The sequence below is a fragment of the Lonsdalea populi genome, assembly GCF_015999465.1.
GTDB lineage: Bacteria > Pseudomonadota > Gammaproteobacteria > Enterobacterales > Enterobacteriaceae > Lonsdalea > Lonsdalea populi.
In genome coordinates, this window is sequence record NZ_CP065534.1 from 1,406,088 (window position 1) to 1,418,894 (window position 12,807).

General features: G+C 53.7%; 8 protein-coding genes and 6 pseudogenes. 9 read left to right on the forward strand and 5 right to left on the reverse strand.

Translation table 11 applies throughout. The features are described 5' to 3' along the window. Window positions 1-393 precede the first annotated feature (393 nt). Window positions 394-567: pseudogene (locus I6N93_RS06090) on the reverse strand (integrase core domain-containing protein); the annotation flags it as partial. A 443-nt stretch (window positions 568-1,010) separates the two neighbouring features. Between I6N93_RS06090 and I6N93_RS06095 the strand changes: the two are divergent. From I6N93_RS06095 to I6N93_RS06115, 5 genes are read left to right on the forward strand one after another with little or no spacing between them, the layout of a single operon-like run. Next, window positions 1,011-2,180, forward strand: a complete 1,170-nt coding sequence (locus I6N93_RS06095; protein ID WP_085686149.1) for a radical SAM protein — start codon at window positions 1,011-1,013, stop codon at window positions 2,178-2,180. A gap of 4 nt (window positions 2,181-2,184) precedes the next feature. Next, a complete protein-coding gene (locus I6N93_RS06100) occupies window positions 2,185-2,433 on the forward strand; it encodes an acyl carrier protein (RefSeq protein ID WP_085686147.1) in 249 nt (82 codons plus the stop codon). 37 nt (window positions 2,434-2,470) lie between these two features. Continuing rightward, window positions 2,471-3,733 (forward strand): hypothetical protein, encoded by a 1,263-nt coding sequence (locus I6N93_RS06105; RefSeq protein ID WP_085686145.1) that lies wholly within the window; start codon window positions 2,471-2,473, stop codon window positions 3,731-3,733. Next, on the forward strand, window positions 3,730-4,725 hold the full coding sequence (locus tag I6N93_RS06110; protein ID WP_085686143.1) for a Gfo/Idh/MocA family protein: 996 nt from the start codon (window positions 3,730-3,732) through the stop codon (window positions 4,723-4,725). The genes I6N93_RS06105 and I6N93_RS06110 overlap by 4 nt, the downstream gene beginning before the upstream one ends. Before the next feature lie 50 nt (window positions 4,726-4,775). After that, the gene (locus I6N93_RS06115; protein ID WP_085686141.1) at window positions 4,776-5,831 is read left to right on the forward strand and encodes a hypothetical protein; all 1,056 of its coding nucleotides are present in this window, start codon (window positions 4,776-4,778) and stop codon (window positions 5,829-5,831) included. Window positions 5,832-5,853: 22 nt separating this feature from the next. On the opposite strand, the gene I6N93_RS06120 is transcribed toward I6N93_RS06115, so the two are convergent. From I6N93_RS06120 to I6N93_RS06130, 4 genes and pseudogenes are all read right to left on the reverse strand, one after another. After that, a complete protein-coding gene (locus tag I6N93_RS06120) occupies window positions 5,854-6,606 on the reverse strand; it encodes a thioesterase II family protein (RefSeq protein WP_085686139.1) in 753 nt (250 codons plus the stop codon). Window positions 6,607-6,821: 215 nt separating this feature from the next. Then, window positions 6,822-7,099, reverse strand: a pseudogene (locus I6N93_RS06125) ((R)-mandelonitrile lyase); the annotation flags it as partial. Beyond that, a pseudogene (locus tag I6N93_RS17430) lies at window positions 7,082-7,126 on the reverse strand (hypothetical protein); the annotation flags it as partial. The pseudogenes I6N93_RS06125 and I6N93_RS17430, both read right to left, overlap by 18 nt. A gap of 9 nt (window positions 7,127-7,135) precedes the next feature. Beyond that, window positions 7,136-7,319: pseudogene (locus tag I6N93_RS06130) on the reverse strand (DNA-binding response regulator); the annotation flags it as partial. A gap of 1,011 nt (window positions 7,320-8,330) precedes the next feature. On the opposite strand from I6N93_RS06130, the pseudogene I6N93_RS06135 reads away from it, so the two are divergent. From I6N93_RS06135 to I6N93_RS06150, 4 genes and pseudogenes are all read left to right on the forward strand, one after another. After that, window positions 8,331-9,554: pseudogene (locus I6N93_RS06135) on the forward strand (nitrate- and nitrite sensing domain-containing protein). Window positions 9,555-9,825: 271 nt separating this feature from the next. Beyond that, the gene (locus tag I6N93_RS06140; RefSeq protein ID WP_085686137.1) at window positions 9,826-11,088 is read left to right on the forward strand and encodes a CmpA/NrtA family ABC transporter substrate-binding protein; all 1,263 of its coding nucleotides are present in this window, start codon (window positions 9,826-9,828) and stop codon (window positions 11,086-11,088) included. A 12-nt stretch (window positions 11,089-11,100) separates the two neighbouring features. After that, window positions 11,101-11,997: a nitrate ABC transporter permease gene (gene ntrB / locus I6N93_RS06145; protein ID WP_085686135.1), complete on the forward strand. Its 897-nt coding sequence runs from the start codon at window positions 11,101-11,103 to the stop codon at window positions 11,995-11,997. Between the two features lie 12 nt (window positions 11,998-12,009). Continuing rightward, a pseudogene (locus I6N93_RS06150) lies at window positions 12,010-12,807 on the forward strand (ABC transporter ATP-binding protein).

Consider the following 12,807-nt stretch of genomic DNA (forward strand, 5'->3'; position numbering starts at 1 on the left):
TTGACATACTTTAATTCCGATATAATCGAGGCCGTTTTTTAACTACGGGTGTACTCCTGAAAAATATTATTCCGCCTAATTATTGATTAATGAGTTTCTATAAACACAAGAAAATGGCGGTATATATTTTTATAAATAGTCGATAGCAATTATTTTTGAATAAATGTTTTTAATTATTATATAAAATATAACGCGTGGACTTTCTTAAAGTGTGGATTAACTATAGACGCTGAAGTTGGTTTAACCATAAAAAATATTAATCAACATCCGAGTACATCAAAAACAAGCTGAGAAGGGAGATGCGGGTATTAGGCGGTTAGTGAGGTGACGCCACTTGCCCGATGTGGGGCCAGTCCACTATTGACCTTAGCCCAAAATCAGCGCAGTGCTAAATCAGGGATCTTCGTCTTTCTGAAGATTTCGAATGAATTCAGCCGGAGTCATGTCATTTAACGATGAATGCGTTCTCTCATAATTATATTCCCTGCGCCAGTGGTCGAGTTTGTCCTGCGCATCGCCCAATGACAGGGACCAGTGAATGTTCAGACATTCATCCCGCAGACTTCCCCGACTCGGGTGCCGGTTTCAGCCTGTTTCAGCGCAAACGCAATCCGTTATTCGGTTTAACGGGTTTTTTTCATGGCGATGAGCCTCTTTGTGTGATGGAAGAAAGGCCGGATACTTCAGTTTAGACCGGCACTGTTTTCAGGGGGAAGATCACCTGCTCGCTCACTATTCTTTGTCTTTTTACATTGATATAACAAGCAAGGTTGATTTACGTTATGATTTTTAATATTTCATTGTGAATATATACTAGGAAAGTTAATTGCAATAAAAATTATATAGCATTGAAATTAAATGGTGATGATTTTCATGTCCATTTTTTATGTGTAATAAATTGACTTTTTATCTGTTAAGTTTGCATATTGATATCAGGGATATATCTGCTTTCTTATTAGCAACGAAAGCTATTGGTGTAGATAAATCATCACGTCAAGGGAGTGATACCTATGCATCCAAAGACTGTCCGCATCCTCAAACGGGATGAATTCGAGCAACTAAAAAACACTATCGCACTGCGCTCAAAAGCTCGTAAGGCGCTGACCGATAACCCACATTACGCTGCGGCGACGCCCGCTGATGTCAGCCTTCAGTTGACCTATCGTTGTAATCTGCGTTGTAAACACTGTTATCAATGGAATGACAAAGGGTTCTTCCATGATATGGACCATCAACAGCAAAAAACGGAACTTCCACTCCCTGTTATTGAAAAGGTGCTACGGGCGACGCAGACGCCTGACGCCAAGTTGTTCTTATGGGGCGGGGAGCCGTTGATACACTCGCAATTCAATGAAATATCTACGCTTTTACAGCGCTATCCCCGAACTATCATTATGTGCACCAACGGCATTCTGATAAAAAAGAGACTGGATGATCTGCTGGCGCTCGGTAACCATTTGAATTTGCTGGTGAGTTTGGATGGTCTGGAAGAACAGCACGATCAACTGCGCGGCAAAGGCAAATTTCGGCAGACCAGCGAAAATATTCAGTACCTGCTGCGCCTGAAACAGGAGGGCCGTTTCCGAGGGGAGGTTTCCCTTTCCTGCATGGTTTCAGAAAGCGGGGTGGGCAAGATGTACGAGTTCATGACATGGGCCGAGCAACTGGGCGTCAACACGGTCTATTTCCAATATCCATGGTTTATCAGCCCCGAGGTGGCCGGGCACATGGATAGCTATTTCCGGGATAAATTCTGCTGGATGAACCCGCCGTCAGAGAAACCGACCTGGCACGCCTATACCTATCAACTGCCGGAAAGCCAGGTGCCGGTATTGCGTGAATCGCTGGCAAAGCTGGCATCGCGTCCCTGGCACTGCCGAATCCGCTATCAGCCGCAGCTTGAAGAGGACGAGATAGACGATTTTATTCGCGGCACTTCCCGGCCGGCTCAGCATCGGCAACAATGTCTGGCGCTATCCAATCGTCTGGAAGTGCATGCCAACGGGGATGTTACATCATGCAAATTCTTTTCCGAATTTGTCATCGGCAATCTTCATGATCAGCAGGTTGACGACATCTGGCACGGTCCCGAATTTCAGCGTATTCGCGAGACGCTGAACGACACGGGATTAATGCCCGTGTGTTCCAAATGTATTCTTTTATATCTTAACGGAGTTTAACGCCATGACGGACGCGCTTTTGACGGAAGTAAAATTTTTATTGCTTGAGGTGCTGGAAAAAAACGGACGGGAAGAGGCATTACGCGCCGAGGATAATATCGCCACCGATCTGGGGATAGATTCCATCCAGATGATTAATTTCTTTTTAATGCTGGAGGATAAATACAATATCGCATTTGATTATGAGTCGATAGAAATAGAAAATTTCACTATCGGGCATTGTTGCGAGCTGATAACCGAATTGCAACGGTAGGCGGTAATAGCGAAATAACAGATAATAAGGATATAGCATGGATAGCAAGCCTTATATTCATTTCGGCACCTTTGATGCCGAGCGCTACTGGCGACCGGATAACGCGGTCAGTTTGCCCGCCATTGCGGATCGGCAGGGGCAGCGCATTATTGCTCAGATGGATCAGCTGTTGGCGATAGCCTGCCGGCCTGACGATATCCTCATGGCCCGGACGGCTTTCTCGCCGGCGCTGCGGGCGGCCTTGGCTGCGGCCAATATCCGTTTTTGCGAACGCCCGCTGCCATCGTCCCCGGCGCAGCAGGCAGAGCGGATATTACTGGATCAGGTTCCGTCTCCTTCCGCGGCTTATGCCCTGGCGCCCTATGCGGTCACCGACGCGGTCAGCGCATTACGCCACCGCTGGCAAGTGACGTCGCCGCTGCCTGATGCCGGCAATGTGGCGCGATTGAGCTCAAAACTATGGTCGAATCAGTGGGTCCGCTCGCATCAACTGCCCGGCGAGTGCGAGGTGGTGACGCAGGTGGCGCAACTTCGCCGTTACGCCATTGATCACGCGGGCGCCGGTTTCATCCTCAAGGACCCTTATGGCGTAGCCGGTCGGGGGGCTATCCATATCACATCGTCCTCGGTACTGGAAAGCGTCTGCCGCCATCTCGAAAAGCAGGTGAGCGTCGGGAGCGAATTGGCGTTGCTCGCGCAACCGTTTTTCCCGCGGCGCACCGATTTCTCCGCGCATCTGCGCATCAGCGAGAGCGGGAATATCGAATGGCTCGGATGGCGGCAAATGCAGAATAACGGATTAGCCTATAACGGTTCGGGCGCGCTGGCGCCCGCATTGATCACTCGGCTGGCGACCGAAGGTTATCAGGAGCTGGCGTGTGAATTAGCGCGCGATATGGCGCAACAGGGCTATTTCGGTCCGTTATGTATTGACGCCATGTTGCTGGCGGATGATCGCATCATTCCGCTACTGGAGGTTAATCCGCGCGTCTCGATGGGGTTGCTGAGTCTGTTGCTGGAAAAAAAATTCGCGCCGGAGTTTGCCGTCGATATGTGCGTCTGGTCGGTAAAAATCACCGCGGCGGATGTCATCGACCGTTTGCTGCAACAACTCGACCAACAAACGATGCTGGCAAGACAAGATCGCCCCGGCATTCTGCCGTTGTCCACGGCGACGGCGTTGCCACCACGCGGGCGGCTCTACTTCGCGCGCGTCTGTCCGCGGGAGCGGCCGGACGCGGCGGCCGGTTATGAAGCGCAGCTGCTACAGACGCTGGAAGCAATCGGAGGCGCACGGTGAAAAAGCGCATGCCGACCATCGGGTTGCTGGGGGCGACGCCGATCGCCGAGAAAGCTATTATCCAACCCGCCCGCAGTAGCGGGCGCTTTAGCGTGCGCGGCGTTGCCGCCAGCAATTTCGCCCGCGCTCAGGCCTTTGCCGCGAGCCGCCCGCCGCTGATCGCTTATGAGAATTATGCCGCGCTACTGCGCGACCCCGCTATCGACATCGCCTATATCTCACTGCATAACGCGGCGCATGCGGTGATGACGCTGGATGCCATCCATGCCGGCAAGCATGTGATCGTCGAAAAGCCGCTCTGCCTCGGACGGCGGGAATGGCATGCCATTCAACAGGCGGCTCATGCCAGTCAGGTTAAGGTGATCGAAGCGATTATGTGCGCCGAGCATCCCTGGCAGAAAACCGTCGCGGCACTGATTAGCGGGCAAACGTTGGGCGCGCTGGAGTCGGTGCATACGACTATTTCATTCAAGCTCTCCGCGCTGCGGGGATATCGTATTCGGCCGGAACTTGGCGGCGGCGCGTTTCTGGATACCGCCAGCTACTGGCTGCAAATGTTGCAGGCTACCTTGCCGCTTCACCCCGTCGGCGTCTCGGGTCATTCCACGTTCAGCGGCCCGAATGGGATTGACCAACAGTTTCAGGCCAGCATTGACTGCGGCGACGGATGCCGAGCCGAGCTGAATTGTGGTTTCGCCGAGACTTATCAGGCTTCCCATGAGTGGCGGTTCAGCCATGGGCGGATCGGCTTGCGCAATTTTCTGTTGCCCGCCAGCGCCGCGTTTCCCGTAAATTTGCATGTCACCGACCGGGACGGCAAGCGTGAGGTGATCACGCACCCTGCCAGCAACTACTATGCGGACCAGTTGCGTCGCATCGACGGGTATTTTTCCGCCGACGCCGCGGCATGGCAAAACCTTGAACGCCGTCAGGCGCAGCGTGTCTCTCTGATGGAGGACATTTATCTGGCCGCGTTGACGCATCGGGCGTAAAGCGCGTCGCCATACGCTATCGTTTCAGGACTCTTGACCAGGAGGTCAATATGATTGCCATTCTTACTTCCGGCGTCGCGCTCGGCGTCCATGTCCCCGGATTACTGTTAGCGCGCCGCTTGCAGGAACATCATGTCGCCAGCCGCGTCGACGTGTTTGAACAACTGATGCGGGCAGACAAACAGGAAAAAATCAACCAGTCCAAACAGGCCTTTCACCGCAATTTCCGAGTTGCTCTGGCCGGTCAGCGACTGGCCAGGGATCTCATGCCCGAGCTGGATGAAGGGGCGCTGGCACGGCTTTTCTCGGCGTGGGAACAGTCCGGCGTGAAGCGGTTTGTCGTGGTATCCGGTTTCTGGCAACCCATCATCCAGCGTTATCGACAACATCACGCCGACATCGCGGTGGATCGTTGCCATATTGATTCAGTGACGTCGCCCTCCTTTCAGTGCACGGAAAGCGTGCCGTCGGCGCGAGATATTTGGCTGGCCAGCGCTGCCGACGGCGCGCTCCCGTGGTCCATTCCGGTCAGCTATGCCGACCCCATTCCTTGGCATCAGCGTTCTAATCGTATTTTGGCGCATGGCGGCGGCTGGGGACTGGGCACTTACGCTGAGCGTGCGCCCGCACTGGCGGAACAAAATATCGCCATCGACATCGTGGCTTACCATCATGACGATATTACCGATACGGGTTGTCGCTATTTTATGATCGACCCCGACTGGCGGCCCTGGCAGGATTCGGGGTTTCCGCCGTTCGGCGAAGTCACGGGCAGAGACACGCCGGTCTCTTTCCAGCGCCGTGATGACCATCATGATTCGTTCGAGCTGGCGCGTCAGGCGCTGGGGATACTGAGCAAACCGGGAGGCGGGACCCTGCTGGATTCGCTATGGTCGGCGACGCCGCTGATCTTTCTGGAACCATTCGGACCGCATGAACAGTGCAACGCATCGCTGTGGGAACGGCTGGAATTGGGGATCACGCTTGAACACTGGCGGCAACAGCGATTTTCGCTCAAGGTGCTGGAGACGCTGCACCAGAATCTCTTGGCGCAACGTCGTCGGGTGCCTGATTATGCGCGCTACCTGGCTGGGGCGGGCGCGTAAGGCGACGCGCCCGAAATCAATGCTATGTGGGGGAAAGGGGGATACGGGCGAGCAAGCGCGCGATCAGGGGTTGCGGATCGTGGTTGAAATAAAAATGACCGCCCGGAAAGATATCGCAGCTAAATTCGGCGCGGGTCCAACTGCGCCAGCCCTGCATCGCTGGAAGCGGCGCCATATTGTCCTTTTCCCCCAGAAAAGCCGCAATCGGGCAGGGTAATGCTTGTTGGGCGGGGGGACGCCAGTCGGTCAGTAACCGCAGATCTTGTCTGACCGCCTGCAAGATCATTTTTCTTATTCCCGGCGAGGCCAGCATTGCTTGCGAGGTGCCGCCCATCTCGCGCAGCAAGCCGCACATCTCATCGTCGCTCAGCAAATATAACGGGTCCGGATTATGAAATTGCGGCGCGACATGAGCGGAAACCGCCAGTAGCGACGGCAGCAGGGATTGCCGTCGCGCAAGTTGCAATACCAGTTCCAGAGCCAGCACCGCGCCCATGCTGTGCCCGAAAAGTACCCAGGGCAGGGACAGATCCGGGGCCATGACATTGGCCAGTCGGTGGGCTATTTCCGGTAAAGTCCGCGGACCGGCCTGCTCCCGCCGCCCCAATAGTGTGGATTTCTGCGTCAGCGAGATCAGATTGAGATCGATATCCGGCGGCAGATAGTCGCGCCAGCCGCGGTAAAAACCATCGTTACCGCCGGCAAAGGGTAAACAAAAGAGCTGCAACCGTGGACGCTCACGCGCAGCCAGCCGGGTGATCTGACAAGCGTTCATACTACTCACTCCTTTTATCGCGGGTTATGTGCAACAGACTCCCTCCCGTTCGCTTTTCGACACATCAATGATGGCGTGTCGTCGACGGCAAACGCTGTCGTGGGGAAAGCATACTCCTCTTGCTGCGTGACGTCAGGCATTGCGAACCTGACCACGCGGCGTGATCTGGGAGCGGAGATGACGGCGGCATCTGAAATCATACGGGCGGGGCAAGGAACGCTGCTGCTTCCCGACGTGACGATAAGGGTTTGCCCCAGCGGATGGGTATGCCATGCGGTGCACGCGCCGCCTCAAAGGTGACGATCCCGCCGCCGACGCGTGCCGGTTCGGCGTGTTGAAACCGGGAATCAAATTTTGCCGTACCGGTAAAATATTCAGACGGACCAGCCGTCGTAGTCTGTGAACCCGCAGGGCTGACGGTAACGCCCTCCTGCGCCACGGCGATCGCGGTTACCGAGTTCGGCCATGAGGAATAAACAGCCAGGTGGATGATGGTTTCAACCAACTCTTCCTCGGTCATCCCTCTGACGCGTCGCCCTAGCAGCGCCTGTATCGGGCAACCAGCCCAATCAGGGAAAAGGGGTTTGGCAGGTAGTCGGTGGCGCCGTGACGCAGCCCTTTGACTCGTTCATCGACCGATCCTCTGGCGGATAACATCAGCACCGAGGTTCGTTTAGTGGCTCTCACCCTTTCAGCACACTGCAGCCATCCATGGACTGACCCCACTGTGGTTTGCCCTTGGTGTATTATTGATATGTATACTTCTATTATTTACTACCTATACACAAAGAGTACCTGTAAGTGGTCGAATAATTTATACCCCTTCGGCTGTTGAGGTGATATCCAATCAAGATGGAGTTATAAACCGTGTCGAGGGACATCGGGGCGAGATGGTAAAAAAAGGAGATATAATCGCTACGCTTTCGCGCGAAGTTGCCTATCTTGGCGGCGGGATTAATCAGTCTTTACTGGATGCTGCGCAATGCCAAATAGTTGAACTTAAAAACGTGAGGTTGACCTATGTAGGGAGATAAAAGGAGAGCGTCAACGTTTATGTGAAAAAATCAGTATTAAAGAAGATGAGATAACAGCCATTCAGGATCTTTAACCTTCAATTAAATACATGGAAGGAGGTAACCTAAGCGGCCCGGCATCTCGCCTTGTTGATAATTTTAGTTAACGCATTCTTATTTCACCGACTTCCATTGTCATGCAATCTATTATCGAAAAAGGCATTCCATCACCAAGCAACTTCGTTATATTGAAGCCTGGCAACGCAGCGAATTATTCAAACTACAGTTTTGCCGGCAATATCATTTTGCGGTCAAGAGCCTTTATATCTTGGACTGGACTGGACTGGACTGGACTGGACTGGACTGGCACGGTGACGGTGATCCCTAGGCCGTCCGGCTCAGGCGAATCGACACCGCGGCGGTGAGACTGCCATATCGATTTATATAAAAACTCGTCTTCTGCATTACCAACCTACTGGCGTAGAGTAAGGCTGCGGTCTGTTAGCGTTATATTTAAAGGGCGCCGCTGCCTTATGCGCGAACGACACGAGATGCTTGGAAAAAGCTAAAGCTTCAGTTTTTCGGTATTAGAAAAGTCTTTCCATCCGTAAAGTATTCGCTGCGAAAACCGCCGATACTTGAAACGCTGATAGCTTCAGTGGCACACATCTTGCTATCCAGATAGAACGATTTCTTTAAGCTGGTTCAACTATGGTCCTTACTACCCTCGATTTCCTGAAGGCCTCAAAGAAAAGTGAAATCACTAGTCTGCACCAGCTGTTGCAGATGGGCAAGCTGGTCGGCGCGGTCAGTCAGCTCATTCACATGCTGCAACGCGAGCGCGGCACAGCTAACATTTATTTGTGTTCTCAGGGCGAAACCTGGAGGGACCGTCTATATGAGGAATTCTTGCAGGTGCAGAGGGCGGAGGAGGGGGTTAATCAGCAGCTTCAGGTACTGAATTTAACCGACACCAGCCTATCGAATCCCTCACGGTTGTTCAGCCGCATTGCTGCCGTACTTCATAGCTTGAGCACCTTGCCGCTGCTTCGTCAACAGATCCAGACACAAAGCATCAGCCAGCCGAAAGCGATGAGTCAGTACTGCGAGGTGATCCGCATCCATCTGGCGCTGATATTTGAGGCGGCCGATTCCTCCGGTGACCCTTCGATTTCCCGAGCGTTGCTCGCGTTGTTCAGCTTTATGCAAGGAAAGGAGCTGGCTGGTCAGGAGCGTGCGCTCGGTGCCGCCGGTTTCGCCACACGTCATTTTGACGATCGCATCAATCAACAGCTCATCGAATTGATTGAAGGGCAGGAACGCTGCTTTAAGACCTTCAGTGAGTTCGCCGATGCGCGCAGTCTTGCGCTTTGGCAGCAGCAACTCACGCAAGACAGCAGCGAGTTCGAACGTTTCCGCCGTATCGCCTGTACCCGCGCCGCGCCGGCCACAAAGCCGCTGAACGCTGCGCTGCGCTAATTTGAACTTACCACGTCGCGCATTGACGGTATGAAACAGTTGGAGGACTTGCTTGAGACGGCATTGATGGAATGTTGCTGCCAGCGTATTCGCGACGCAGAAATCTCTCGCGAGCAGCAGGAACAGGAGATAGTGCAGATCCCGCCACACGACAATAACTATGCAGCGCTCATTTCGCCGCAGCTTAGCCTGTCGATTCTCGAGCTGGTTGAACAACAGGCGCGGCAGTTACAGGCTCAGGACGCCGAACTGACGGCGTTGCGTTCGACACTCGCTGAACGTAAGCTAATCGAACGTGCAAAAGGATTATTGATGCAGCATCACGGCATGACCGAGCCACAGGCACACAAAACGCTGCGTGATATGGCGATGAAGCAAAACAAAAAACTGGTGGAAATTGCAGAAGCGCTGCTCGCGGTGGCCGCCGTATTGGGGAATATGGTGGATGAAAACTAAGAGGGTAGCTGCCTGCCCGTGTGCAATTTCGATGCGCACAGCGCCCCGCTGCAGTGCAGTGCTTGTTGCTCAACTGTAAAAGTACTAACTGATTGATCCTATAGTTACGTTAGTAAGTTGGCACGCAAGCTGCATTGTTATAAACACATAAGCACTAAGCCAAAGGCGGTTTAGTCAGAGTTACGGATAATGGCGTCCGTTAGCGTTTAGGAAACTAAATGCTGACCGGACGCCTTTTTTTTGCCCATTTTTAACCTAACGGGAAGCTGCAATGACGCAAGACGACAAAAAAACTTTCGGCCAGTACACCCGCCGTTGCTTTCTTGCCGGGGGAGCAGCACTCGGCGGCGGCATGATGATACCGGGTTTTATGAACACCGTCTGGGCGGCGGGATCCGATGCGCCGGAGAAAAAGGAGGTCCGCGTGGGGTTTATCCCACTGACCGACTGCTCGTCTGTGGTGATGGCGGCGGTGAAAAAGTTCGATGAAAAATACGGCATCAAAGTCATTCTGAGCAAAGAGTCCAGCTGGGCCTCGATACGCGACAAACTGGTCTCCGGCGAACTTGACGCTGCGCATGTGCTCTACGGACTGGTTTATGGCCTACAGCTAGGGGCTTCCGGTCCACAGCACGACATGGCGATGCTGATGGCTCTCAACCATAACGGTCAAGCGATCACTCTGGCGAACCAGTTGAAGCAGGCGGGAGTGACTGATGATGCATCGCTTAAGAAAGTTATCGATGCCAGCGCCAAAGGCACCTACACTTTCGCGCAGACATTCCCGACAGGCACCCACGCCATGTGGCTGTATTACTGGCTCGCCAACGCTGGAATTCACCCGTTTAATGACGTCCGCAACGTAGTCGTGCCGCCGCCGCAGATGGTGGTGAATATGAAAATCGGCAACATGAGCGGGTACTGCGTGGGCGAGCCCTGGAATCAGCGTGCAATCCTTGATGACATCGGTTTTACCGCCGTGACCTCACAGGAAATCTGGCCTGATCATCCCGAAAAAATTCTCGGCACCACTGCTTCGTGGGTGGCTGCTAACCCGAATACTGCCCGCTCCCTGACCGCCGCCGTGCTCGAGGCATCACGCTGGATTGATACCTCAGACGCCAATCGTATTGAAACCGCGCAGGTCTTAGCGGCGCGCGCTTACATCAATACCGCGGTAGAAACTATTCAGGGACGAATGCTTGGCGATTACGAAAACGGTTTGGGCAGAAAATGGAAAGACGCCCACAGCATGCGTTTCTTTAATGACGGCGCGATCAACTACCCGTATCTGTCGGACGGTATGTGGTTCCTGACCCAGCACAAACGCTGGGGTCTGCTCGATAAAGAGCCCGACTATCTCGGTGTTGCCAAAAAGATCAACCGCATTGACGTCTATAAGCAGGCCGCAAGCGTGGTTGGAGGCATTGCTCTGCCGTCCGGTGACATGCGCAGCAGTAAGTTGATTGACGGCAAGATTTGGGACGGCAGTCAACCCGTTGAGTATGCCAACAGTTTTGTGATGAAACGCTAAGTGAGGCCCGATATGTCTACTCCTTCAACAACTAATTTCGTGGCGCTAGCCGAACCGGTGAGTACAGAAGTCGTTCTGCCCAATGTGGCTAAACCCGAAGCGGTAAAACCGTCGACCAGCGCCAACAAGCGTGCCGCCTTTCGTCGCAGTATGCAAAAGACGATTCCCGGTGTGCTGGGTATGGTCGTGCTGGTGGTCATCTGGCAGATTGCTGCCCTCAACAGCCAGGGATTCCCTACGCCGATGAAAACTTGGGAAGCAGCGAAGGTGATTTTTGCCGATCCGTTTTACATCGACGGACCCAATGATATGGGCATTGGCTGGAACGTGCTGGCGTCGCTGAAACGCGTCGCTATCGGTTTTGGGCTGGCGGCGATTATCGGTATTCCCGCCGGATTTCTGATTGGTCGCTTCAGTTTTATCGCCAATATGTTCAACCCGGTCATCTCGCTGCTGCGCCCGGTAAGTCCGCTGGCCTGGTTGCCAATTGGTCTGCTGTTGTTCCAGCGCGCCGAACCGGCGTCAGCGTGGACGATTTTCGTCTGCTCCATCTGGCCGATGGTCCTCAATACCGCCGAGGGCGTGAAGCGTATCCCGCAGGATTACCTTAACGTCGCGCGGGTACTGAAACTCGGTGAATTCACCGTGATACGCAAAATTCTGTTTCCGGCCGTGTTGCCCTACATCCTCACCGGTGTGCGTCTGTCGATAGGCATCGCGTGGCTGGTGATCGTCGCGGCAGAAATGCTGACCGGCGGCGTGGGTATCGGCTTCTGGATTTGGAATGAATGGAACAATCTCAACGTCGAAAACATCATCATCGCCATTTTGCTGATTGGCGTGGTGGGCATGCTGCTGGAGCTGGGTCTAATGGCTATTGCTCGCCGTTTTAGCTACGACAATCGATAACAGGAGCCTGAGATGAAAACCGAGCAAAGAATCATCCGCGTTGAGAACGTCAGCCAGAGTTTTACCACCGCCAAAGGACCATTTCTGGCGCTCGACAACGTCAGTTTTGATATCGCCAAAGGAGAGACGGTAAGCCTGATCGGCCATTCGGGCTGTGGAAAATCGACGTTGCTCAACCTTATTGCCGGACTGAGCCGCCCTTCAGAGGGCGTGCTGCTGTGTGATAACCAGGAAATCACCGGTCCTGGGCCGGAGCGCGGGGTGGTGTTTCAGAATCACTCGCTGCTCCCGTGGTTGTCGACCTATGACAATGTGGGGCTGGCAGTGCGGCAGGTGTTTAAAGGACAGATGAGCAAAAACGAGATGCACGACTGGATAGCCCACAATCTTGAGCTGGTGCATATGGGGCATGCGATGGACAAACGTCCCAGCGAAATTTCCGGAGGAATGAAGCAGCGTGTTGGCATTGCCCGTGCGCTGGCTATGAAGCCGAAAGTGCTGCTGATGGATGAACCGTTCGGCGCGCTCGATGCTCTGACCCGTGCGCATCTGCAGGACGCGGTGATGGAAATTCAGGTGCGGCTGAAGACCACCATTTTGCTTATCACCCATGATGTCGACGAAGCTGTACTGCTGTCGGACAGGGTAATGATGATGACCAATGGTCCGGCTGCCAAGATCGGCGAAATTTTGCATGTCGAGCTGGAGAGACCCCGTTAGCGGCTGAAACTGGCGACCGATCCTCTGTTCCAGCAGTACCGCCAGCAGGTACTGCACTTTCTGTATGAAAAACATCGGGCAGTGGCCTGA